The following is a 24,005-nucleotide window of genomic DNA, read 5'->3' on the forward strand; positions in this document are numbered from 1 at the left end:
CTGCCGCAGACATAGTTTCGGCGCCGCAGAGCCGGGCTGTACTGCCCCGCAAGCCGCACATCTCCATTGGTTAGCCGCGCGCTCCTGCCGCCAACGACAATGTCGGCTCAGACTGGACGTTTTGTGCCGCCAAAGGAAATATCCGAAAACGCCAAACAACAGGAAGAGGATCAACACGGGCATGTGGCCTGTCTATCTACCGTTCTATTCAGCCGCAACTGCTGCCAACGCCGCCCTGCTCCGACCAATCAGGCCGCAGCGTAGTAATCGACAACGCCCTCAGTGGTCGCAGGCTCTGTGATAGCGCGGGAGGCCACGCGTGGTTCCGGCACATAGTAAGCCCAGGCCTGTTCCAGATGTGCCAGTGCTTCGGCAGCTCGCCCTGCCTTCGGTGATGCCGACGAATTGGCAGCCGTCTGATAAAATTGCGTCGTGGCTTGATCGGTCATGTGATCGCTCCTGCTCAAGAGAATGCCTCTCCCTGCTCAGGAATTTATGCCTGTGAGCGTGACAACACACCCTCCGTTTCAACAAGATCGCCATGCGCGCAGCGCAACCCCACACGCAAGCGATCTCTGACAAAACAGAGTCTGACGATACAAAGAAAAACGCCGCTCAAAGATCCTGAGCGGCGTTTGAGATTGCGTATGCTGCGTCAGATCAGACCGCGCGTTCCACCATCATCTGTTTGATGTGCGAAATCGCCTTGGCCGGGTTCAGGCCCTTGGGACAGGTTTTTGCGCAATTCATGATCGTGTGGCAGCGGTAGAGCTTAAAGGGGTCTTCCAGCTCATCCAGACGCTCCGGTGTCGCCTCATCCCGGCTGTCGATGATCCAACGATACGCATGCAGCAGTGCGGCTAAGCCCAAGATAACGATCACCGTTCCACCAATAGCTGGGGCAGGACGTCGAACAGGAGGCACACATCACACATTCATAAAGACCGTCGAGTTTCTTGCGATCCTCGATAGACTGTTTCCACTCTTTTGCAGGGCGGTTGGTCTTGGTTTCCAGCCACGGCATGATTGAGGCGTGCTGCGCATAGAAATGCGTCAAGTCGGGAATCAGGTCCTTTACCACCGGCATATGCGGCAGCGGATAGACCTTCACATCACCTTTGATTTCATCCAGCCCGTAGATGCACGCCAACGTATTGATGCCGTCGATGTTCATCGCGCAAGAACCGCAGATCCCCTCGCGACAAGACCGGCGAAATGTCAGGGTTGGATCAATCTCATTCTTGATCTTGATGAGCGCGTCCAGAACCATCGGACCGCATTTGTCCATATCGACAAAATAGGTATCCACCTGCGGGTTCTTGCCATCATCCGGGTTCCAGCGATAAATGCTGAACTTGCGCACATTGGTTGCGCCTTCGGGCTTGGGCCAGGTTTTACCCGTGGTGATCTTGGAATTTTTCGGAAGTGCGAATTCGACCATAGATCGTTCTCCTTGCTTAGCTGCCCACCATCCGCAGGCGCGAGGCGCTGCGGAGGCAGGAGATCGGTGTCTGCGGCCCGGACGGGCCGGATCGCAGATCTTTGGGTGTCGCGGCCATGCCAGCCGCAATTTCATAGGCTCGGGAAAGCATCAGAACAGCCCTCCCGCCGCAAAAGGGGGATGCTCTGCCAGCTGTGACAGCCGGGCCGCATCATCGGGGTAGTGCCGCGCCAAAGCCGCCAGCAGCGCCTCATCACGAGCTGCGAGGTGCAGGATCGCCTGATATTCTGCGTCCTCCGCCATCTGTTTGCAGCGTTGATCCGTCTTCAGATCAAAATCGGCGTCGCCCCGATCCTTGTCAAAGGACGAGCCACCGCCGTAGGTTTGTATCTTGCCGAGGGTGTTGTCTGCGCAGGGCAAATCCAGGCGATCCAGCAGATCCGTCCGATAGTGAGCACTGCGCATCCATCGGTCGTAGTCAACCACCACCAGCGCAAGTTCATCCGCATGTGAGGCCAGCTCCAGCATGCGCCGATAGCTGTCAATTGCCCGCAGCAGCACGGCGTTACGCTGAACAAGAGAAAAAGCAGGGTTGCCCTGAAGCTTCTTCAACAACGACGCGGACCAGTTCAGAAACCCACGCAACAGCAGGACATCGCCACTCAGCAGGCGTTCATCCAGATCACCCGAGACGGGGCGATCCAGATTGTAATCCGACGGAACAGTGTCCTCATAAGAAATCAACAGCAGACCACCGGAGGCCATTGACGCGCCAAGCGCTGGCAAATCACGCGCCTCTGACCGCGACAGGCCCACGGTATTACGCTCTATTCCCTGATGATGCGAAAGCGGCATTCGGGCCGATTTGCAGTTATTGAAGAACAGAGCCTGCTGACCCGGCGCGTTGCGCTGCAACCAATTAGCAACCGCATGATTGCCAGACCGCCGCATTCCGAACAGGCGCAATGCGACATCCGGCTGCCAGCCAAAACCCGGCCAACCGCAGGGTTGTTCTGCAGCAGATGCCGGAGGTGGTGTCGAAACGTCTTGCTCCAGTGCCATCATAGCAGCCCCCAACCATGTACACTCAGCTCCCGCGAGAGAGCGCTGAGTGTCATGTGATATGCAGGAACTGCGCGCATCACGGCCTTAGAACGTCCGCGCCTTGGGGGCGATCTTCGCCTCGCTGATGCCGCCTTCGGCCTCAGTGGTGAGAGGATCCACAATAACCGGGCGATAGGACAGATCCACCTTGTTGCCGTCAACACGGCTCACGGTATGGACACGCCATTTCTCATCGTCCCGACTGGTGAAATCCTCATGAGCATGGGCACCACGGCTTTCCTGACGTGCCTCGGCCCCGACAATTGTCGCCAAGGCGTTTGGCATCAAGTTGGTCAGCTCAAGCGTTTCCATCAGGTCAGAGTTCCAGACCAGCGACCGGTCGGTCACAGCCAGATCGTCGATCTTTGCTGCGATGGCGGTCATCTTGGTCACACCTTCCGCCATGGTCTCCGATGTGCGGAACACCGCGGCATCGCTTTGCATGGTGCGCTGCATCTCCAGGCGCAGATCCGAGGTTGGGATGCCGCCCTTCGCATAGCGCAGACCATCAAACCGGTCGAAGGCTTTGTCCACCTGCGCCTGATTAAGAACAGGGTTGGGCGCATCAGCATCCACCACCTTGCCCGCACGGATTGCCGCGGCACGGCCAAAGACCACAAGGTCGATGAGCGAGTTGGACCCCAACCGGTTGGCCCCGTGAACTGAGGCACAGCCCGCCTCGCCCACAGCCATCAGACCCGGCACCACAGCGGTCGGATCCTCGGCTGTCGGGTTCAGCACCTCACCCCAGTAGTTGGTCGGGATACCGCCCATGTTGTAGTGAACCGTTGGCAGAACCGGAATCGGTTCCTTGGTCACATCCACACCGGCAAAGATCTTCGCGCTTTCGGAGATCCCCGGCAGGCGCTCAGCCAACGCTTCGGCAGGCAGGTGGCTGAGGTTCAGGTGAATGTGATCACCATGTTCACCCACACCGCGGCCTTCGCGGATCTCCATCGTCATAGAACGCGAAACATAGTCACGCGGCGCCAGATCCTTGTACTGGGGCGCATAGCGCTCCATGAAGCGTTCGCCTTCGGAGTTGGTCAAATACCCGCCTTCGCCCCGCGCGCCCTCGGTGATCAGACAGCCGGAGCCATAGATCCCTGTGGGGTGGAATTGCACGAATTCCATATCCTGCATCGCAAGGCCTGCGCGCGCCACCATGCCACCGCCATCACCGGTACAGGTATGCGCAGAGGTTGCGGAGAAATAGGCACGGCCGTAACCGCCAGTTGCCAGCACCACCATCTTCGCGTTGAAGACATGCATGGTGCCGTCATCGAGCTTCCAGCAAACAACACCCTGGCATTGCCCGTCGTCGGACATGATCAGGTCGATGGCGAAATACTCGACATAGAACTCAGCATTGTTCTTCAGCGACTGACCATAAAGCGTATGCAGGATGGCGTGGCCGGTCCGGTCCGCAGCAGCACAGGTCCGCTGCACTGCGGGGCCTTCACCAAACTCGGTGGTATGCCCACCGAAGGGGCGCTGGTAGATCTTGCCCTCTTCGGTCCGCGAGAACGGCACGCCGTAATGCTCCAGCTCGTAAACCGCCTTGGGCGCTTCGCGTGCGAGATACTCCATCGCGTCGGTATCGCCGAGCCAGTCAGACCCTTTGACCGTGTCATACATATGCCACTGCCAGTGGTCAGGCCCCATGTTGGACAAGGACGCCGCAATGCCGCCCTGGGCCGCCACGGTGTGCGAGCGGGTCGGGAAGACCTTCGTCACGCAGGCCGTGCGCAGCCCCTGCTCCGCCATGCCGAGGGTGGCGCGCAGGTCGGCACCACCGGCGCCAACCACGACCACGTCATAATCATGTGTTTCGTATTCGTAAGCAGCCATTGAAAACCTCGGAATTTACAGCGCCAGGCGGATCAGCGCATAGGCGCTGACCGCGGCCACGGCATAAGACAGGCAGGTGACCAGAATGATCGTCAGACGACCGGCAAAGCCATGCACATAGTCCTCGATCATAATCTGCGCACCGGATTTGAAGTGCATCATGCCGACCCAGATGGTCAGCAGAGCAACAAGTGCGGGAAACGGGCGAGCGTAGTAGGCGGTGATCTCTTCATAAGATCCGCCCAGTGCGGAGCCAAAAGTAAACACAAACAACGGCACCAAAATCAGCAGCCCGATGGAGCTGACCTGCATCGACCAGTGATGTGCCGTGCCGGATTTCGCAGCACCCATGCCAACGGCACGCTTGCGATCTGTCAAATAACGCATTGCGATTGCTCCTTCAGATCAAACGATAACAAGGGTGAGGACAGTCAGGACAACCGACCCGACAATGACGAACCAGCCCAGTTTCTGCGCAGGTTCCAGATCCAGCATCTTGCCATTGTCCCAGATCAGGTGACGCACACCGGCCAGCGTGTGATACCAAAGGCCAAGCACCGACAGGCTCATCACGATGTCGCCGAACCAGCTGGTCATTACAGCATTGGCAGTGCGGAAGTAGTCTTCAGAGGTTGCCGCCGCCAGGAACCACCAGGCGATCAGCAACGCGCTCACGATAAGGGCATTGCCCGTAATCCGCGTCAGGATCGAGGTGATCGAAGTGATCTGCGGGCGATAGACCTGCAAATGTGGCGAAAGCGGGCGGTTGCCCCGATTTACATCGGCCATGTTGGCTCCTTTCCGGTTAGCTGACGACGTTTTAGAGGTTTTTTACGTCCTGTCACGCAAACGAGCGGTAAAAATGCGCAGTTATTTTTAAGAATGCCGCGAAAACAGCAATATGTGATCACACGCTTCCGGTAAGTGATCACAAAACAGGATACACGAGAATCCTTACAGAATCACATGGTGTTCGCGAATTTATGGGATCGTCGGGAGAAAGCTGCTCAATTCCGCGTTCTGCTGCGCCACTTCACGTAACAGCTTTTTACGGATCGCTTCCGGATAGTCCTCAAACCCTGCTGCCGTCTGCACAAAGGCGCCCGCTCCATGAATGACCTGCTCAAAGAAATAGGCCGTCAGATCCGGCTCGCTCTCCTCAATGGCCAAAGCATTCACCGTGACGCCAGCGGCGCTGAGCGCGCCCCGGATGGCGGTTGGCTCCACCCCCTCGTTGGACGGTCCGTCGCCAGAAACATCAATCACTCGGCGGCGGCATCCGGGTACGGTTTGAAACTGCTCAATGGCCAGCTGCAGCGCCTCTCCTATGCCCGTTGCATAGTTGCGCCAGGGCCGCGGCGCCGCCGCGATATCAGCCGCCAGCTGGTCCAAGGCTCGAAAGTCCGAAGCATGCCGCCAGCTGAGCGTGATCTCCTGACGACCGCTGCCTGACCACTGCATCAATGCCACCCGCGCCTGCGCGCGCACCAATGCCTCCGCCACGACGCCATCCTGCAATGCTGCAGCCAGGCCTTCCATCTGTGTGCGGTATTCTTCGACGTCGACGCTGCCTGAGACATCCACTGCCAGCACCAATGCCAGATCACAGGCGCGCGCCGGTATCGGCACCTGAGCAAAAAGCATGAAAACCATCAGTCGAAGGATCCGCATATCTTGAGCTTAGCGAAAACCGACCCGCATCCCTATTGTTTTCCGCACCCAGTTGCGCCATCCGCAAACAGGGTCTCGATCGGCGCCCAATGGTCACATGGTTTCCGGCTGTATCGATCGAAGGCAAACCAATTGCCCCCACCAGCTGGCTGATCCCAACATCGATCAATCTCCACCCCCGCCAAGGCACAGAAAAGCAAAGTACCCACTGCACCATGGCCACAGACAATCAACGCGCTGTCCGGGTAGTCCGCCTCGAGGGCGCATATCTCCCGCAAGATGCGGTCTTGCGCATCCACCGCCCGCTCCCAACCGCGCACTGATTGCAAGGGACTCGCAAAAAACGCATCTGCATGCTCTTCAAATGCGGCTACTGGCAGATAGCCCGTGCTGGTTCGGTCGTTTTCATGCAGCCCCCTGCGCTGGTCGACCGCAGCCCCAAGTGCTGCCGCCAGTGGCGCGGCGGTCTCGACGGCTTTGCGCTCAGCGCTGGAGATCACCGCCGCCTTTCCTCCCATCTGCAACCGAGCGAAGCGCTGCGCCAGTTCCGCCACACGCAAGGCCCCGACGTCGGACAAACCCCAATCCGGCACCGCAACTGTTGCGTCAACCGTCACCTGCGGATGCGAGATGTAAAGAACTGTTCCCGGATCACCTATGTTCATGGCTTTTGCACATCGCTTCGCCTGTGAGAAGGTTCCAGCCAAGGCCGATTTCGAAACAGAAACCGCCTCCGCCAGCTGTTATCACAAAGGCATTAATGCCCAATAGTCGAGATCCAGCAGAACCTCCGGGTGATATTTGCCATCGTCCCCTTTCAGCCGGAAGGGAGCACCGCCGTTGGTCGCGACCAGTCGCAAGCGGATCGCCCCGACGCCGGGCGCGCGGGTTTCAACCTTGTCCAGCACCTCCGACCAGGCACGGATTGTCATGCCGGATGTGCAGGGGTTTGCATGCGCGCCCCCGTTCAATCCAACAATCATCTGGGCATTGGCCAAGCCGTTGAAGGACAACGCCCGCGCCATGGAGATCACATGCCCGCCGTAGATCAGCCGCGATCCATCCGGCCGAGCGGTGGTGTCAAAGTGAACCTTGGCCGTGTTCTGCCATAGCCGGGTTGCGAGCATATGCTCGGCCTCTTCCACCGTGACACCGTCGATGTGATCAATCTGTTCCCCCACCGCATAGTCGCCCCAGCGGTGCGGTTCCCCCGCGAGCGTGAAATCATAGCTGGAGAAATCCAGCCCTTCGGGAATGACCAGATCCTCAGCCGGGATCACCCGGGTGAGTTCGGGGATACAGGTCTCAGGCGCGGGCGCCTCCGGGTTGCCTTTACGCACCATGACCCAGCGCACATAGTCCAGCACGCAGTCACCCCGCTGGTTGAGGCCACGTGTGCGAACATAGACGACACCGGATTTGCCGTTGGAATTCTGTTTGACCCCAATCACTTCGCTTTCGGCGCGCAGGGTATCTCCGGCATAGACCGGCAGATGCCAGCGCCCTTCGGCATAGCCAAGGTTTGCCACCGCATTCAACGAAACATCCGGAACGGTCTTTCCAAAGACCATGTGGAACGCCGCCAGATCCTCTAGCGGCGCGCCCGCCAGACCACATCCGCGCGCAAATTCATCCGAGGAGTAGAGCGCATGCCGTGCCGGGTAGAGCGCGTGATACAATGCGCGCTCCCCCCCCGAGACTGTGCGCGGCACCGCATGATGCAACACATCGCCAACGGCATAGTCCTCAAAGAAGCGGCCCGGATTGGTCTTGGCCATTAGTGCTCTCCCAGTTTGGTCTCGGGGGTATAGGTGCCGGGCACCTCTTTCACCACAGATTGACCGCAGCGCATGATCCCCTTCACGGGGTCGAAAGTCTGGGTCGGACTTCCGTAGAGCTCCCACCCTTTGTTCAGCGCATCGGTCACCTTGTGACAGAACGCCGAGGTGTCGTCCTCAGACAGAAAACGATAGAGTTTCATCAGTGATTACCCCGGAAACGGCGAGGGGCCGATCAGCCCGTGAACATAGCCGATCACACCCAATAGGACGATCGACGCGACAAAGAACATGGCATCCTTGGAAAGGCTGCCCTTTTGGTTTGCTGTCCAGACTGGCTCAGCGCGGTTGATCACAACCATTTCCGCCAGCGCCCAGATCAGCATGCTCCCAAAGAGCACAAAGGAGGCCGGATCCCAGTTTACCAGCAGATGTGCGACCGCCCACATCGCAAAGCCCAGCAACATGGGATGGCGGAGTTTGTAAAACAGCGCACCTTTGCTGGGACCAGGGCTGGTGAAGTAGAGCGCCAACAGCATCAACGTGTTGTTGATATGTGTGAAAAACGGCGGCGGCAGGGCCAGATCAAACGACTCCGCACTGCGGTAGCCAATCACCATCAGGACCACGCTCGCCAGCAGGATAAGCGCAATCAGCCCCTTGCCACGATCACCAAGAGCCGCGCGCGCATCCGGCGCCACACGTTTCAAAAAATGGGCGCCCCACCAAATCAGGATGCCTAGAAGCAACAATGCCATGTCAGTCTCCCAAAGAATTATGACCGACCCAACGCCTAGGCTGAAACTGCTGCGATTGCATCCGCTTTTGCAAGAATTTCGCGGGCAGTGACCACGTGCAGGTTCTCGACAATCTTGCCATCCACAACAGCCACACCCTGCCCCTCTGCCTCTGCGGCGTCAAACGCCGCGATCTGACGTCGCGCGAGGTCAATCTCGTCCTCGGAAGGGGCGAAGGCGACATTTGCCACATCCACCTGCGCGGGATGGACCAATGTCTTGCCATCAAACCCCATGTCGCGGCCCTGACTACACTCAGCTTCCAACCCTTCGGCATCCTTAAAGGCGTTATAGACCCCGTCGACAATGACCACACCTTCCGCCTTGGCCGCCAACAGACACTGCCCCAGCCCCGCCATCAACGGTAAGCGATCCGGACGAAAGCGCACCTGCAGCTCCTTCGCCAGATCATTGGTCCCCATCACCATGCCTTGCAATAGCGGATGCGCGGCGATGGCCGCGGCGTTCAACATGCCGCGCGGAGTTTCCATCATCGCCCACAGCGGTTTATTCCCTGTGATGGCTGCCAGAGTGTCCAGATCTGCTGGAGAGGAGACTTTGGGCAACAGGATCGCATCACAGTCCATCTTGGCCGCAGCCGCAGCGTCAGCGCGTCCCCATTCGGTATCCAATCCGTTGATCCGAACAATCTTCATCCGCGCCCCATAGTCCCCTTCGCGCAGCGCCTCTTCCAAAGTCTGGCGGGCGTTTTCTTTCTCATCCGCCGAGACCGCGTCCTCAAGATCAAAGATGATCGCATCCACCGGCAGATTGCGGGCCTTGTCCAGCGCGCGAGGCTTGGACCCCGGGATATACAGAACCGACCGATAGGGGCGTGTGCGCGGATCCATGAGAAATCTCCTGAGTCATTTTGTTGCGCAAACGGCTACATAATTGAAAGTAAGCTTTCAAGTGAAATGATGCCGCACCGCAGAATAAGTCGTCTCAGCACAGCAAGAGAGAAGCGCTGTAATCACACTAAAGCTCTGATAAATAGTCATTATTACTGCCTCCAACCCCCAAGAACGGGCCGTTAAGAGGATGTCAGCTTCTTTTCGTCACTCTGATTGCACCGGATGAGGATCGAACCAAAACGGCATCATACATCCGGGAGCGGGCGCAGCAGCCCGTGCAGACGATGACGCGATACCGGCACGGCGCACACCCTGTCCGGGTCTGATCAAATGACCCGAAGGGCAAGCCCACCGCCGGATCTTCCGGAAAGGGTAAAACCCATGTTGAAGAAGACGTTTGAACTTGCAGTCCTCAAAAGCGCCGCTTTGGCAGCACTCGCCCTGATGGCACTGCCCGCTGTCGCACAGACCAGCAACAACTGCGCGCCCCGCGATCAAGTGGTGAAACGCCTTGCCGAACGCTACGGCGAAAGTCGGCAGAGCATTGGCATCGGCCAGCGCGGCGTGGTGATGGAAACATTCGCCTCGGCGGATACCGGCAGCTGGACCATCACGATCACCACCCCCGGCGGCGTGACCTGTCTTGTGGCCTCGGGCCAGTCTTATGAGTTTCTGGCCGAGGCCTTACCAGTCGTCGACAGTGACGCCTGAGCAAGCTTCCTCGCAAGGTGAGCCTTAGGGATGAGGCATCCGATCTGGCCAGCTCAGCAGAGGGGCCGCGTGACAACGGCCCTCTGCCAGCAGCCCAAGATCCGCCCCCGCTCAGGTCAGCCCGTCCCAGATCAGCTTTGTCCCGGTGGTAACCAACAGCACATAGGTCAGACCAAAAAAGACCGGCTCAGATACCCTGTGATGTAAGCGGACCCCGATCCAAGCCCCCAGCAGGGCAAAGGGCGCCAACATCAGATCCAGCGTCAATGACGCGTGCGTCACCATCCCCAGCATCGCATAGGGGACGAACTTTGCCGCATTCAGAATACCGAACACCAACACCGTCGAGGCTTGATATTCTGTTTTGCTCATATTGCGTCCAAGCAGATAGACAGCCAGCCGCATGGCCCACCAGCGTGGCTTACGAAACTTGTAAACCCGGCAACCACGCTTACCACAATCCCGGTCACATCCGCCTTTTCGCGCGGCTTGGCCAATCGTGCCCTCAACCGCCCGGACAGCTGCCAGGCCACAAACGCGACCGAGATGACACCAATCAATATCCGCATCGCATCGGCGTCGACGGATTTGTAGAACACCGCCCCCAATGCGACGCCAGGCAAACCGCCGAGGATCAACAAGAGCGACTCCCGCAGCCGCCAGCGCCCCCAATAGGGCCGCAGCGAGGCGACATCGATCAACATCAACAGAGGCAACATGAAAGCAAGCGCCACGCCCGGTTCTACAATCAGAGCGAGAATCGAAGACGACGCAAAGGCCGCGCCCGATCCAAAACCGGCCTTGGAAACACCAGCAAACGTAATTGCTAAAACCGCTACCAGAAAAAACATCACTGTAATCTCAGGCATCTGAGAAATCCCTCTAAGTGCCTCATATGTCGGTTTTTTAAACGCATCTGTCCGATTTGAACAGTCTGCGGCACATCGGCCTTCGCCGCGCAGGGATCTTGCGCCACGCCACGGAACGGCTTAGTCCTCCCGGCAATCACAACCGGACCGGAGATAAATTCCAATGGCTCGACCCAAAATCGCCCTGATTGGCGCAGGTCAGATCGGTGGCACACTTGCCCACCTCGCAGCACTGAAAGAACTCGGCGACGTCGTCCTGTTCGACATTGCCGAAGGCACCCCCGAAGGCAAGGCGCTCGACATCGCTGAATCCGGTCCTTCCGAAGGCTTTGACGCCAAGCTAAAGGGCACCCAATCCTACGAGGATATCGCTGGTGCAGACGTCTGCATCGTGACGGCCGGTGTGCCGCGCAAGCCCGGCATGAGCCGCGACGACCTTCTGGGCATCAACCTCAAGGTCATGAAATCCGTCGGTGAGGGCATCCGTGACCACGCACCGGAGGCATTTGTGATCTGCATCACCAACCCTCTCGATGCAATGGTCTGGGCTCTGCGCGAGTTCTCCGGCCTACCCCACGAGAAAGTCTGCGGCATGGCAGGTGTGCTGGACAGCGCCCGCTTCCGCCACTTCCTGGCAGAAGAATTCAACGTTTCCATGAAAGACGTCACCGCATTTGTTCTGGGCGGCCACGGCGACACCATGGTGCCGCTGACTCGCTACTCGACCGTTGCCGGTATCCCGCTGCCTGATCTGGTCAAGATGGGCTGGACCAGCCAGGAGAAACTGGACGCGATTGTCCAGCGTACCCGCGATGGTGGCGCTGAGATCGTCGGCCTGCTGAAAACCGGCTCCGCCTTCTACGCACCTGCCACCTCCGCGATTGAGATGGCCGAAGCCTACCTCAAGGATCAGAAACGCGTCCTGCCCTGCGCCGCCTACGTTGATGGCGCCCTCGGCCTCAAAGGCATGTATGTAGGCGTGCCGACCGTGATCGGTGCTGGCGGCATCGAACGTGTGATCGACATCAAAATGACCTCGGATGAGCAGACCATGTTCGACAACTCCGTCAACGCGGTCAAAGGCCTGGTTGAGGCCTGCAAAGGTATCGACGGCTCGCTGGCCTAAGATCTGGCCAAGACACTGTGAATTCCTTGAAGGTCCGTCCAATTGGCGGGCCTTTTCCTTTGCAGTTTCTTAAGGACGCATCTTTAGCACCGCTGCACGCTTGCTCACGTACCGCCAAGGCGCGCCAAAATGAAATCCGCCCGCGCCACGACGTCGGTCTTCGGCAAAATAACGATATCATAGCCGAGCATCTGATACCCCGCCCGCAGCCGGGTGTATTCCTCACGCGCCTGCGCGTAGCTGTGTCGCCGCTCCGCAGTCTGCCGATAGATTTCCGACCAGGGCGGCGTCAGAAAGACCACATCACAATAGCGCTCGGCAGGATCCAGAGTGGCCGCAACCGAGAGCCCGCAGGCATGGTCAAGTGCCAGGACGGCATCCACCAATCCACGATCAAAGAACACCCAGCCCATTGCAGTTGTCATCCGTTGCCGATCTGCGCGCGCCAGTTCGATGGCGCGCCGGGCGAAGGCCTCCATATTCACCCAAGGAAGCGCCGCCCCCGCACCACGCATCTCTTGCGCGACGATCCGGAGACCCGGCTCCGGCACGGTCTCAAATCCCCGCCCCGACAGCTCTGCCAGCAGCGTTGATTTCCCCCCGCCGGAACACCCGGAAAGGATCACATGCCGTGTCTTGATGTCGGCAGTCATATCGGTGCTCCAGACTTCCTTTGCAGTCGGCATCCCACTATTTTCCAGCCCATCATGTGGCTCCGGACCACGCGGCACCGCCGCACCCCAATCAGTTACGCCTTAACCAGATAGATGCCGCATCAGTGTAACGTAGGGTCGGAGTTGATCAAAACCGCTCTTATCGAATCAACTTCGTTCACCTCTTGTAAATTTGTGATCACACGTCGGAAAGCCGTGATCACAAAATCAATAAATCTTCGGGATTTCTTTACCAGCTGTAAGAAAACCCTTTAAACATTGGCGCTATGACGGCGTATTAGATCAAGATAATTGCAGCCAGACGGGACAGTTTCAGATGAACATCCACGAATATCAGGCCAAGGCCCTCCTCCGCAGCTACGGCGCGCCGGTTTCGGACGGGCGTGTGGTGCTCAAGGCAGAAGATGCCAAAACCGCAGCAGGTGAGCTGGACGGCCCGCTCTGGGTGGTCAAAGCTCAGATCCACGCTGGTGGTCGCGGCAAGGGCTCCTTCAAGGAGGCTGATGCGGGCGAAAAAGGCGGCGTGCGCCTGACCAAATCGGTTGAAGAAGCCGCTGACGAAGCCAAGAAAATGCTGGGCCGCACCCTCGTGACCCATCAGACCGGCCCCGTCGGCAAGCAGGTGAACCGCATCTACATCGAGGCAGGTTCCGGCATTCAGACCGAACTTTATCTCGCGCTGCTGGTGGATCGCCAAACCTCGCGCATCTCCTTCGTCTGCTCCACCGAGGGCGGCATGGACATCGAGGAAGTGGCCGAAGCGACCCCCGAGAAAATCCTCTCCTTCTCTGTTGATCCGGCAACTGGCTATCAGGCGTTCCACGGCCGCCGCATCGCTTTCTCGCTCGGTCTTGAAGGCGCACAGGTCAAGCAATGCGTCAAACTGATGGGCCAACTCTACAAGGCATTTGTCGAAAAAGACATGGAAATGCTGGAAATCAACCCGCTGATCGTCTCCGACACCGGCGATCTGAAGGTGCTGGACGCCAAGGTCGGCTTTGACGGCAACGCGGTTTACCGCCACGCTGATATCTCCGAACTGCGCGACACCACCGAGGAAGACCCCAAGGAGCTGGAAGCCTCCAAATACGATCTGAACTACATCGCTCTGGACGGTGAGATCGGCTGCATGGTGAACGGCGCAGGTCTGGCGATGGCCACCATGGACATCATCAAACTCTACGGCGCTGAGCCTGCGAACTTCCTTGATGTTGGCGGCGGCGCCACCAAGGAGAAAGTGACCGAGGCGTTCAAGATCATCACCTCTGACCCCAACGTCAAAGGCATCCTGGTCAACATCTTCGGCGGCATCATGCGCTGCGACGTCATCGCCGAGGGCGTGGTCGCCGCAGTGAAAGAGGTCGGCCTGAAGGTCCCGCTGGTTGTTCGCCTCGAGGGCACCAACGTGGAAGCTTAAGCAAAGACATCATCAACACCTCCGGTCTTGATGTCATCGCAGCCGACAACCTGTCCGACGGTGCCGAGAAAATCGTGAAAGCGGTTAAGGGCTGAGATGAAACGCTTCATCCTTTCTTCGGCAGCACTGTTAGCGTTGGCTAACTGCGCAGATACAAGTGATCTGCGCAGCCTCCCACCAGGGCCTGCAACGGTTAATTTTCGCGGGGTTCAATCGAGCTACTCACTAGACGCTGAGCTTCCGGCTATTTCCAACTTCTGTGCGACATTTGTTGACCAGAAACGGGCTCCCGACGACCTTGCAAAAGCAGGGTATGAGTTCAATCAATCCAAATACTCATACTCTTATAAGTTGTATCACGGCAAATACAATGCGACGATCAAGGCGCCAACAATTGACGTGCGTGCTACCTCTGCTCGTCCTACGAGTTGGGGGTGCGATATGACGCTTCTTGCTCAAGATGAAACAATAGGTGTCAAAGCCCTCAAAAGCTTTCAACGCGCGATGGCCCAAAAAGGTTGGAAGCCTGTTTCAGGAAGTTCCGAACAGTACACCAAGAACGGACGAACAGTAGAAATCGGCGGCCGCTTTCGAGTATCAACCACCAATTCAGATGCGCGGGTCTGGATCCGCGATTGGAATTGAAGGTCTAGCTAATAGCAGCTTCGAAAAAAAACTTGCGGCGCAGCCGCTCAGAAACAGGAGACTCCTAAAATGGCAGTCCTCATCGACGAAAACACCAAAGTGATCTGTCAGGGCTTCACCGGCTCGCAGGGCACCTTCCACTCCGAACAGGCCATTGCCTATGGCACGAAGATGGTCGGCGGCGTGACCCCTGGCAAAGGTGGCCAGACCCACCTTAACCTGCCGGTCTTCAACTCCGTGCACGAAGCCAAGCATGTGACCGAGGCGAATGCCTCTGTGATCTACGTGCCGCCCCCCTTCGCAGCTGACTCCATCCTTGAGGCCATCGACGCCGAGATGGAGCTGATTGTCTGCATCACCGAGGGCATCCCGGTTCTGGACATGATGAAAGTGAAGCGGGCGCTGGAAGACAGCAAATCGCGTCTCATTGGCCCGAACTGCCCCGGCGTGATTACGCCTGATGCCTGCAAGATCGGCATCATGCCCGGCCACATCCATAAGCGTGGCTCGGTTGGCGTTGTCTCCCGCTCCGGCACCCTGACCTATGAGGCGGTGAAGCAGACCGCAGACATCGGTCTGGGCCAGTCCACCGCTGTCGGCATCGGCGGCGACCCGATCAAGGGCACCGAGCACATCGACGTGCTGGACATGTTCCTGAACGATGATGAGACCCAGTCGATCATCATGATCGGTGAGATCGGTGGCTCCGCTGAAGAAGAAGCCGCAGAATTCATCGCCGAGCAGAAGAAAAAAGGCCGCTGGAAGCCCATCGCGGGCTTTATCGCAGGCCGCACAGCCCCTCCGGGCCGTCGCATGGGTCACGCTGGCGCAATCGTCGCAGGCGGCAAAGGTGGTGCCGAGGACAAGATTGAGGCGATGAAATCCGCTGGCATCGTCGTCGCCGACAGCCCCGCCACACTGGGCGAGGCGGTTCTGAAAGCGATCGGCAAGTAATGCCACAGCCTGCCCCATACGGCATCCAAGACCACTTTCCGGACGGATCTGAACCGTCGGTCCGGAAAATGAGCGCCTGTCATGGGCGCTCTTCTTCCCGTTTCAGGGATCCTTTTGTCGATAGGATTGTTACCTCCAGAGGCCGATCTTATCTGCTGCAGGATTCCAGAGGCGTTTTACTCTTCCGAAACGCCTTCTGATCAGGCTGTCACTCATGACCCCAGGTCGCACTAGAACCGGTCCCAACCCGCAAGAGGTACTTACATGACCGACCAGAGCCCTAACGAACTCTTCCATGCCTCCTCCTTCATGCAGGGGCACAATGCTGAGTATCTTGAGCAGCTCTATGCCCAATACGCCAATGATCCCAACGCGGTGGATGCCGCCTGGGCTGAGTTCTTTCGGCAGATGGGTGACGCAGAACTTGATGTGAAGGCGGAGGCGGCTGGCCCCTCCTGGGCGCGCGCCGACTGGCCGCCTGCCCCCAATGATGATCTGACTGGTGCGTTGACGGGCGAGTGGCCCGCCCCGGCAGAGGCCAAGGGTGCTGGCAAGAAGATCAAGGACCAGGCCGCCGCCAAGGGCGTCGAAGTCACCGATGATCAGGTCCAGCGCGCTGTGCTGGATTCGATCCGGGCCCTGATGCTGATCCGGGCTTACCGGATCCGTGGCCACCTGGCCGCCAATCTCGACCCCCTCGGTATGCGCGAGGAAGCCCAGCATCCCGAGCTGGATCCGCGCACCTATGGCTTCACCGAAGCGGACATGGACCGCCCGATCTTCATCGACAATGTTCTGGGGCTTCAGGTCGCCTCGATGCGTCAGATCGTCAGCATTGTGAAGCGGACCTATTGCGGCACCTTTGCGCTACAGTACATGCATATCTCCGATCCCGAACAGGCCAGCTGGCTGAAGGAGCGGATCGAGGGCTACGACAAAGAAATCCGCTTTACCCGCGAGGGCCGCAAGGCGATCCTCAACAAAATGGTTGAAGCAGAGGGTTTCGAGAAATTCCTGCACGTCAAATACATGGGCACAAAGCGCTTTGGTCTGGACGGTGGCGAGAGCCTCATTCCGGCTATGGAGCAAATCATCAAGCGCGGTGGCGCGCTGGGGATCCGCGATATCGTCATCGGCATGCCGCACCGCGGTCGCCTGTCGGTGCTCGCCAATGTGATGCAGAAGCCCTACAAGGCTATTTTCAACGAATTCCAGGGCGGCAGCTTTAAGCCTGAGGATGTCGATGGCTCCGGCGATGTGAAATATCACCTCGGCGCGTCCTCGGATCGCGAATTTGATGGCAACTCCGTTCACCTATCGCTGACCGCAAACCCCTCCCACCTTGAGGCGGTGAACCCGGTCGTGCTGGGTAAAGTGCGCGCCAAACAGGATCAGCTTAAGGATAGCGAGCGCACCAAGGTGCTGCCGATCCTGCTGCACGGTGATGCAGCCTTCGCGGGTCAGGGCGTTGTGGCCGAATGCTTCGCCCTCTCCGGCCTGCGTGGTCACAAGGCCGCGCGGCACGATGCATATCGTGGTCAACAACCAGATCGGTTTCACCACGGCACCCCATTTCTCACGCTCTTCGCCCTACCCCACCGACAACGCGCTGGTGGTCGAGGCGCCAATCTTCCACGTCAACGGTGACGATCCGGAAGCTGTGGTTCACGCCGCCAGGGTCGCCACGGAATTCCGCCAGAAATTCCACAAGGATGTCGTTCTCGATATCTTCTGCTACCGCCGGTTTGGCCATAACGAGGGCGACGAGCCCATGTTCACCAACCCGTTGATGTATAAGAAGATCAAAGGCCACAAAACAACCCTGTCGCTTTATACTGAGCGTCTGGTCAAGGATGGCCTGATCCCCGAGGGCGAGATCGAGGATATGAAAGCCTCGTTCCAAGCCCGCCTGAATGAGGAATTCGAGGCTGGCAAAAACTTCAAGCCGAATAAGGCGGACTGGCTGGATGGCCGCTGGTCACACCTCGACAAGAAGGACACCGATTATCAGCGCGGCCAGACCTCTGTGTCGCCCGAGACGTTCAAGGACGTGGGCACGGCGCTCAGCCGTGTGCCCGACGGCTTCCCCGTCCACAAGACCATTGGTCGTTTCCTGGACGCACGCGCCAAGATGGTGGACAGCGGCGAGGGGATTGATTGGGCAACCGGGGAGGCGCTCGCCTTTGGCTCTCTCCTGACTGAGGGTTATCCGGTGCGTCTGTCCGGACAGGATGCCACCCGTGGTACATTCTCCCAGCGCCATTCCGGCATCGTCAATCAGAACACCGAGGAACGTTACTATCCGCTCAACAATATCCGCAGTGGGCAATCCCATTATGAGGTGATCGACTCGGCCCTCAGCGAGTATGCTGTGCTCGGCTTCGAGTATGGCTATTCACTCGCCGAACCCAATGCGCTGACGCTCTGGGAAGCGCAGTTCGGTGATTTCGCCAATGGTGCGCAGATCATGTTCGATCAGTTCATCTCCTCCGGCGAAAGCAAATGGCTGCGGATGTCCGGCTTGGTCTGCCTGCTGCCGCACGGGTTTGAGGGCCAGGGGCCAGAGCACTCCTCCGCCCGCCTCGAACGCTTCCTGCAGATGTGTGGCCAAGATAACTGGATCGTGGCGAACTGCACGACACCGGCGAACTACTTCCACATCCTGCGCCGCCAGCTGCACCGCACCTTCCGCAAGCCGCTGATTCTGGTCACGCCGAAATCGCTGCTGCGTCACAAATTGGCCGTGTCCAAGGCAGAAGAGTTCACCACCGGTTCGTCCTTCCACCGTGTGCTGTGGGATGACGCCCAGCATGGCAATTCCGACACCAAGCTGGTCGCGGATGATAAAATCAAGCGCGTCGTTCTCTGCTCGGGCAAGGTCTACTATGACCTTCTGGAAGAACGCGACGCCCGTGGGCTCGACGATGTCTATCTGATGCGGATTGAACAATATTATCCATTCCCTGCCATCTCCCTTGTGAAGGAGCTTGAGCGCTTCAAAGGTGCTGAGGTGGTCTGGTGTCAGGAGGAGCCCAAAAATCAGGGCGCCTGGAGCTTCATCGAACCGAATATCGAATGGGTGCTGACGCGCATCGGCGCCAAGCACAGCCGCCCGACCTATGTCGGTCGCGCCACCTCGGCTTCGCCCGCAACGGGCCTGGCCAGCGAACACAAAGCCCAACAAGCTGCGCTCGTGAACGAAGCGCTGAGCATCGAAGGATAACACCCCATGACCACCGAAGTTCGCGTGCCCACCCTGGGCGAATCCGTGACCGAAGCCACCGTCGCCACCTGGTTCAAGAAACCGGGTGACGCGGTTGCCGCAGACGAAATGCTCTGCGAGCTGGAAACCGACAAAGTCACCGTTGAGGTGCCGGCCCCTGCCGCCGGTACCCTGGGTGAGATTGTCGCCGCCGAAGGCGAAACCGTCGGCGTCGATGCGCTGCTGGCAACCATTGCTGAAGGCGCCTCCTCCGGCACCTCCACCCCGGACACCCCCAAGGCCGAATCCGCTCCCGCAGCCGAAACAGGCAACGCCGGTGGTGGCAGCACCGATGTCATGGTACCGACCCTCGGTGAATCCGTGAGCGAGGCCACGGTCTCCACTTGGTTTAAGAAGGTCGGCGACAGCGTCGCGCAGGACGAAATGCTCTGCGAGCTGGAAACGGATAAGGTCTCAGTCGAAGTCCCAGCCCCAACTGCAGGTATCCTGACCGAAATCACCGCTGAAGAAGGCAGCACCGTCGACGCGACTGCCAAATTGGGTGTGATCTCAGGTGGCGAAGCAGGCGCCGTAACGCCTACACCCACCAAAGATGAAACCGCAGGTGGGGCGCAATATACCACGCCCCCCGCAGGCCAGGGCGGTCCCGCCAAGGATGTTGCCAATGCGCCTTCCGCCGAGAAGGCAATGGCAGAGGCCAGCCTGTCCGCCGATCAGGTGCAAGGCAGCGGTCGCGATGGCCGCATCATGAAGGACGACGTCACCCGTGCCGTGGCGGCCGCCGCAGCTGCACCGACTGCCAGCACTTCGGCCCCAGCAGCGGCCGCACCTGTGCGCGCGCCGGTTGCTGCAGATGACGCCGCCCGTGAAGAACGCGTGAAAATGACCCGCCTGCGCCAGACCATCGCCAAGCGCCTGAAGGACAGCCAGAACACCGCGGCCATGCTCACCACCTACAATGAGGTCGACATGACCGAGGTGATGGCGCTGCGCAACGAGTACAAAGACCTGTTCTTGAAGAAGCACGGCGTGAAACTGGGCTTTATGTCCTTCTTCACCAAGGCCTGCTGCCACGCGTTGAAAGAGGTCCCCGAGGTCAACGCCGAGATCGACGGCACCGACATCGTCTACAAGAACTTCGTCCACATGGGCATCGCCGCAGGCACGCCCACGGGTCTGGTGGTTCCGGTCATCCGCGACGCCGATGCGATGTCCTTTGCCGATATTGAGAAGGCGATTGCCGAGAAAGGCGCGCGCGCCCGTGACGGCAAGCTCTCCATGGCGGAAATGCAAGGCGGCACCTTCACCATCTCCAACGGTGGTGTCTATGGCTCGCTGATGTCCTCGCCGATCCTCAACCCGCCGCAGTCCGGCATCCTCGGCATGCACAAGATCCAGGACCGCCCGATGGCGATCAACGGCAAGGTTGAGATCCGCCCGATGATGTATCTGGCGCTGTCCTATGACCACCGTATCGTCGACGGCAAAGGCGCTGTGACCTTCCTCGTGCGCGTCAAAGAAGCGCTGGAAGATCCCCGCCGGTTGTTGATGGATCTGTAAGAAGGCGATGCAACTGCAGTCCGGGAAGCCCATCTTGCTTTGGTTAATCATCATTGGTTACGCCATTTTTGCAATTTCCGGGTTGTCGCGGACTGCAGACATTCTTTCTATGCCAATGCCGGAGAAACGTTATCCAGCACTACTTTCGAACGAGATTGCATATGTCTTCTCACTCGCGGGTTTCTTTGGCAGCGTCGTCGCAAGCGCTGGCGTCGCGATTTCAAGTTTCTTGAGATCGCGACGGGCGGTTGCATTTACGGCATTATTTCTTGCCTCGCAGCTATTGGTATTTCTTTCAGTTCTCGAAGCCACCGCCTTTGGTCGAACGCTGCCAAATTTCATGTTTTGGACGTTTTTCGGCTACTGGGGAGTTGTGATTTCCGTTTCAACATGTGCCATTGTCTACTTGCTTAAACAAAAGCAAGGTAACCTTCTGCAATGACCTCAACAGGGCGACAATGACGTCTCCTCAACCAGATATAGAGATACGTGCCGAACTTGTCCGACTGATCGAAGGTCTGGACTACTTTCGCACGTGGCGCATTGCTCAGCTGGAAGCCACGCTCCCAGCGGGGGAAACGCTGGACCTCAACACCGTTGTGGTGCCCGGGAGTTTCTTCCTCGATCTTTATGATCAGCAGTCGCGCAAAAGCGATCGCAAGCAAATTCTAAAAGAGGTCCAAAGCTGGTACGCCCACACTGCCAATGAATTTCATGCGTTTATGAAATCCGGCGAGCAGGAGGTTGTGCAGGACATCAACGCTTTCCTCGCCCGGTTTCACGCGGATGTCGGGTTTGATTTCTTTTCGGAGTCCGGCCTGATACGCAAGACGATGAATAAGGCCGTAAAACGCGGCAAACTTGCAAATGACGCGGAGTGGTACGTGCTTCAGGAAATTATGGTGGGCGGCACAGCGGGCGATTTCACCCCCGAGGAGATCGCCCAGATCCAACTTCTGATGACAGTCTATGAGGGATCAAGATGACCCCTGAACTCACCGCCCTCACCCTCGCCGCGCTGCTGCAAGCGCTTCAGTTCTGCGCATACGCCATCACGGCGAATCGCCAACTGGATCCGAAAATCGCACTTGGCCCACGCGACACACCGGTCACCCTGACAGGTACAGCCGGACGCTTCAAACGTGCGATGGAAAACCATTTCGAAGGGCTGATCCTCTTCACCATCGCCTGCGGCGTGGTGGTGATCAGCAATCAATCCACCGGATTCACCGCAGGCTGCGCCTGGGTCTACCTTGCCGCCCGGGTGCTCTACGTGCCTAGGCCTACGCATTGGGCTGGTCTCCTGGCCGCTCAATCATCTGGTTTGTTGGCTTTTTTGCCACCGTCTTTATGTTGATCGCAGCGCTGGTATGAGCTGTCACTTTTCCCCAAATACTCCGGGGGAGGCCCGCAAGGGCCGGGGGCAGAGCCCCCTCCCCGTTCAACCCTGAAGGAGCACATCAAAATGGCATCCTATGACGTCATCGTAATCGGCGCTAGCCCCGGTGGCTATGTCAGCGCCATCCGCTGCGCCCAGTTGGGCCTGAAGACCGCCGTGGTCGAGGGCCGCGAAACCCTCGGCGGCACCTGCCTCAACGTCGGCTGTATCCCGTCAAAGGCCCTGCTGCACTCGACCCATCTGCTGCATGAAGCGGAACATAACTTCGCCCATATGGGTCTGAAGGGCAAAAGTCCCTCGGTCGACTGGCCGCAGATGAAATCCTACAAGGAAGAGGTCATCGGCCAGAACACTGGCGGTATCGAATTCCTGTTCAAGAAGAACAAGATCGACTGGATCAAGGGCTGGGCCTCCATTCCCGAGGCCTAGCAAGGTCAAGGTGGGCGACGACACCCATGAGGCCAAGAACATCGTAATTGCCTCCGGCTCGGTGCCCTCCTCGCTGCCAGGCGTTGAGGTCGATAACGACAAGGGGGTTGTGGTGGACAGCACCGGCGCGCTGGACCTGCCGAAGATCCCCAAGAAAATGGTTGTGATCGGTGCTGGTGTCATCGGCCTGGAACTGGGATCGGTCTACGCACGTCTGGGATCTGACGTGACCGTGGTTGAATATATGGACGCCGTTTGCCCGGGCATGGACAAGGATGTTCAGCGCAGCTTTAAGCGGATCCTCGAAAAGCAGGGTCTGACCTTCATCATGGGGGCTGCGGTACAGGGGGTTGAACCGTCCAAAACCAAGGCAAAGGTGAAGTATCAGCCGAAAAAAGGCGGCGATGAAGAAGTGATTGATGCCGATGTGGTGTTGGTCGCCACCGGTCGCAAACCCTACGCTGAGGGGCTGGGCCTTGACGCTCTGGGTGTCAAGATGACCGAGCGCGGCCAGATCGCCACCGACGCCCATTGGGCCACCAATGTCAAAGGTGTCTATGCCATCGGTGACGTCATCGAAGGTCCCATGCTGGCCCATAAGGCCGAGGACGAAGGCATGGCTGTTGCCGAGGTGATCGCGGGCAAACATGGACATGTCAACTACGGCGTGATCCCCGGCGTGGTCTACACCACCCCCGAGGTGGCCACCGTAGGCCAGACCGAAGATGCGCTGAAGGCCGAAGGTCGCAAGATCAAGACCGGCAAGTTCATGTTTATGGGCAATGCCCGCGCCAAGGCCGTGCATCAGGCCGAAGGTGGTTTTGTGAAACTCATCGCGGATAAGGAAACCGACCGTATTCTGGGGGCCGCCATCATCGGTCCGGGCGCTGGCGACCTGATCCATGAAATCTGCGTCGCAATGGAATTCGGCGCCTCTGCCGAGGATCTGGCGCTCACCTGTCACGCGCATCCGACCTATTCCGAGGCGGTCCGCGAGGCGGCCTTGGCCTGCGGCGACGGTCCGATCCACAGCTGATCTGGGCTTTGTCTACAGGAAACGGGGTACTTTCTGCCGCCGCCTCCTGCTAGAGACAGATCCTACACCAAAGCGGTCCACCTCTGGTGGGCCGCTTTCTCATGAACCGGAGCCTCTGCCATGACCGTCAGCCTGCAAGTGATCTACCCCGCATCCGAAGACGCAACCTTTGACTACAACTACTATGAAAAAACCCATCTCCCCCTATTGGAAGAACACTGGGGAGATCTGATGGACACGGTTGAGGCCTCACGCGGGATTGCCAGCGGGCCGGACGTACCGCCTGCCTTTCTGCTGATTGCGACCATTACCTTCCCGAATATGGAAACGCTCGACACAGCGATGGCGGAGAAAGGCGGACCGATCATTGATGATGTGGCAAACTTCACCAACATTCGCCCGCAGATCCTTGTTGGGCAGGTCCTGATGAGCTGACCGAAGGCACCTCACGCCTTAACTGCCGATG

Annotated in this window: 20 protein-coding genes and 6 pseudogenes; 12 read left to right on the plus strand and 14 right to left on the minus strand. The window is 58.6% G+C overall.

The annotated features are described in order from the left end of the window. Nucleotides 1-248 precede the first annotated feature (248 nt). The 12 genes and pseudogenes from L0Z65_RS11675 to L0Z65_RS11730 form a co-directional block, all read right to left on the minus strand. On the minus strand, nt 249-449 hold the full coding sequence (locus tag L0Z65_RS11675) for a hypothetical protein (RefSeq protein WP_405107782.1): 201 nt from the start codon (nt 447-449) through the stop codon (nt 249-251). Between the two features lie 211 nt (nt 450-660). Beyond that, nucleotides 661-1,441, minus strand: a pseudogene (locus tag L0Z65_RS11680) (succinate dehydrogenase iron-sulfur subunit). A 150-nt stretch (nt 1,442-1,591) separates the two neighbouring features. Then, the gene (locus tag L0Z65_RS11685; RefSeq protein ID WP_405107785.1) at nt 1,592-2,506 is read right to left on the minus strand and encodes a hypothetical protein; all 915 of its coding nucleotides are present in this window, start codon (nt 2,504-2,506) and stop codon (nt 1,592-1,594) included. Between the two features lie 84 nt (nt 2,507-2,590). Beyond that, nucleotides 2,591-4,396: a succinate dehydrogenase flavoprotein subunit gene (gene sdhA / locus L0Z65_RS11690; protein ID WP_405107788.1), complete on the minus strand. Its 1,806-nt coding sequence runs from the start codon at nt 4,394-4,396 to the stop codon at nt 2,591-2,593. Nucleotides 4,397-4,411: 15 nt separating this feature from the next. Further along, nucleotides 4,412-4,783: a succinate dehydrogenase, hydrophobic membrane anchor protein gene (gene sdhD / locus L0Z65_RS11695; protein WP_014873477.1), complete on the minus strand. Its 372-nt coding sequence runs from the start codon at nt 4,781-4,783 to the stop codon at nt 4,412-4,414. Between the two features lie 18 nt (nt 4,784-4,801). After that, nucleotides 4,802-5,185, minus strand: coding sequence for a succinate dehydrogenase, cytochrome b556 subunit (gene sdhC / locus L0Z65_RS11700; RefSeq protein WP_040171217.1), 384 nt, complete (start codon nt 5,183-5,185; stop codon nt 4,802-4,804). 192 nt (nt 5,186-5,377) lie between these two features. Next, a complete protein-coding gene (locus L0Z65_RS11705; RefSeq protein ID WP_405107793.1) occupies nt 5,378-6,067 on the minus strand; it encodes a DUF1194 domain-containing protein in 690 nt (229 codons plus the stop codon). A gap of 32 nt (nt 6,068-6,099) precedes the next feature. Next, nucleotides 6,100-6,732 (minus strand): histidine phosphatase family protein, encoded by a 633-nt coding sequence (locus L0Z65_RS11710; RefSeq protein WP_405107796.1) that lies wholly within the window; start codon nt 6,730-6,732, stop codon nt 6,100-6,102. Between the two features lie 81 nt (nt 6,733-6,813). Beyond that, nucleotides 6,814-7,845 (minus strand): MaoC family dehydratase, encoded by a 1,032-nt coding sequence (locus tag L0Z65_RS11715; protein WP_405107799.1) that lies wholly within the window; start codon nt 7,843-7,845, stop codon nt 6,814-6,816. Then, nucleotides 7,845-8,048: a DUF1737 domain-containing protein gene (locus L0Z65_RS11720; protein ID WP_040104187.1), complete on the minus strand. Its 204-nt coding sequence runs from the start codon at nt 8,046-8,048 to the stop codon at nt 7,845-7,847. Before L0Z65_RS11720 ends, L0Z65_RS11715 begins: the two co-directional genes overlap by 1 nt. Before the next feature lie 6 nt (nt 8,049-8,054). Then, nucleotides 8,055-8,603, minus strand: coding sequence for an NnrU family protein (locus L0Z65_RS11725; RefSeq protein WP_405107803.1), 549 nt, complete (start codon nt 8,601-8,603; stop codon nt 8,055-8,057). Between the two features lie 35 nt (nt 8,604-8,638). After that, complete coding sequence (locus tag L0Z65_RS11730; RefSeq protein ID WP_405107806.1) at nt 8,639-9,493, minus strand: HpcH/HpaI aldolase/citrate lyase family protein; 855 nt, start codon at nt 9,491-9,493, stop codon at nt 8,639-8,641. Between the two features lie 384 nt (nt 9,494-9,877). On the opposite strand from L0Z65_RS11730, the gene L0Z65_RS11735 reads away from it, so the two are divergent. Then, nucleotides 9,878-10,207: a hypothetical protein gene (locus L0Z65_RS11735; RefSeq protein ID WP_096707435.1), complete on the plus strand. Its 330-nt coding sequence runs from the start codon at nt 9,878-9,880 to the stop codon at nt 10,205-10,207. 111 nt (nt 10,208-10,318) lie between these two features. Here the strand turns inward: L0Z65_RS11735 and L0Z65_RS11740 are convergent. Beyond that, nucleotides 10,319-11,076 (minus strand): annotated as a pseudogene (locus L0Z65_RS11740) (sulfite exporter TauE/SafE family protein). 163 nt (nt 11,077-11,239) lie between these two features. Here L0Z65_RS11740 and mdh point away from each other — a divergent pair. Further along, complete coding sequence (mdh, locus tag L0Z65_RS11745; protein WP_096788526.1) at nt 11,240-12,202, plus strand: malate dehydrogenase; 963 nt, start codon at nt 11,240-11,242, stop codon at nt 12,200-12,202. A gap of 104 nt (nt 12,203-12,306) precedes the next feature. On the opposite strand, the gene L0Z65_RS11750 is transcribed toward mdh, so the two are convergent. Continuing rightward, nucleotides 12,307-12,888 carry an AAA family ATPase gene (locus tag L0Z65_RS11750; RefSeq protein ID WP_405107810.1) on the minus strand — a complete coding sequence of 194 codons (582 nt, stop codon included), beginning with the start codon at nt 12,886-12,888 and terminating at the stop codon, nt 12,307-12,309. A 304-nt stretch (nt 12,889-13,192) separates the two neighbouring features. Here L0Z65_RS11750 and sucC point away from each other — a divergent pair. From sucC to L0Z65_RS11800, 10 genes and pseudogenes are all read left to right on the plus strand, one after another. Further along, nucleotides 13,193-14,388, plus strand: a pseudogene (gene sucC / locus L0Z65_RS11755) (ADP-forming succinate--CoA ligase subunit beta). A gap of 1 nt (nt 14,389) precedes the next feature. After that, entirely contained in the window at nt 14,390-14,938 is a 549-nt protein-coding gene (locus L0Z65_RS11760) for a hypothetical protein (protein WP_123619027.1), read from the plus strand. A gap of 69 nt (nt 14,939-15,007) precedes the next feature. Continuing rightward, nucleotides 15,008-15,892: a succinate--CoA ligase subunit alpha gene (gene sucD / locus L0Z65_RS11765; RefSeq protein ID WP_014873464.1), complete on the plus strand. Its 885-nt coding sequence runs from the start codon at nt 15,008-15,010 to the stop codon at nt 15,890-15,892. A gap of 264 nt (nt 15,893-16,156) precedes the next feature. Then, nucleotides 16,157-19,115: pseudogene (locus L0Z65_RS11770) on the plus strand (2-oxoglutarate dehydrogenase E1 component). Between the two features lie 6 nt (nt 19,116-19,121). After that, a complete protein-coding gene (odhB, locus tag L0Z65_RS11775; RefSeq protein WP_405107815.1) occupies nt 19,122-20,675 on the plus strand; it encodes a 2-oxoglutarate dehydrogenase complex dihydrolipoyllysine-residue succinyltransferase in 1,554 nt (517 codons plus the stop codon). A gap of 7 nt (nt 20,676-20,682) precedes the next feature. Beyond that, entirely contained in the window at nt 20,683-21,117 is a 435-nt protein-coding gene (locus tag L0Z65_RS11780) for a hypothetical protein (RefSeq protein WP_040171239.1), read from the plus strand. Between the two features lie 16 nt (nt 21,118-21,133). Then, on the plus strand, nt 21,134-21,661 hold the full coding sequence (locus tag L0Z65_RS11785; protein ID WP_096870500.1) for a hypothetical protein: 528 nt from the start codon (nt 21,134-21,136) through the stop codon (nt 21,659-21,661). After that, nucleotides 21,658-22,049: pseudogene (locus L0Z65_RS11790) on the plus strand (MAPEG family protein). The gene L0Z65_RS11785 and the pseudogene L0Z65_RS11790 overlap by 4 nt, the downstream one beginning before the upstream one ends. Nucleotides 22,050-22,140: 91 nt before the next feature. Next, nucleotides 22,141-23,539: pseudogene (lpdA, locus tag L0Z65_RS11795) on the plus strand (dihydrolipoyl dehydrogenase). A gap of 120 nt (nt 23,540-23,659) precedes the next feature. Beyond that, nucleotides 23,660-23,974 carry an EthD family reductase gene (locus tag L0Z65_RS11800; RefSeq protein ID WP_102897718.1) on the plus strand — a complete coding sequence of 105 codons (315 nt, stop codon included), beginning with the start codon at nt 23,660-23,662 and terminating at the stop codon, nt 23,972-23,974. Nucleotides 23,975-24,005: the final 31 nt, after the last annotated feature.

Source organism: Phaeobacter sp. BS52 (genome assembly GCF_045040595.1).
GTDB lineage: Bacteria > Pseudomonadota > Alphaproteobacteria > Rhodobacterales > Rhodobacteraceae > Phaeobacter > Phaeobacter piscinae.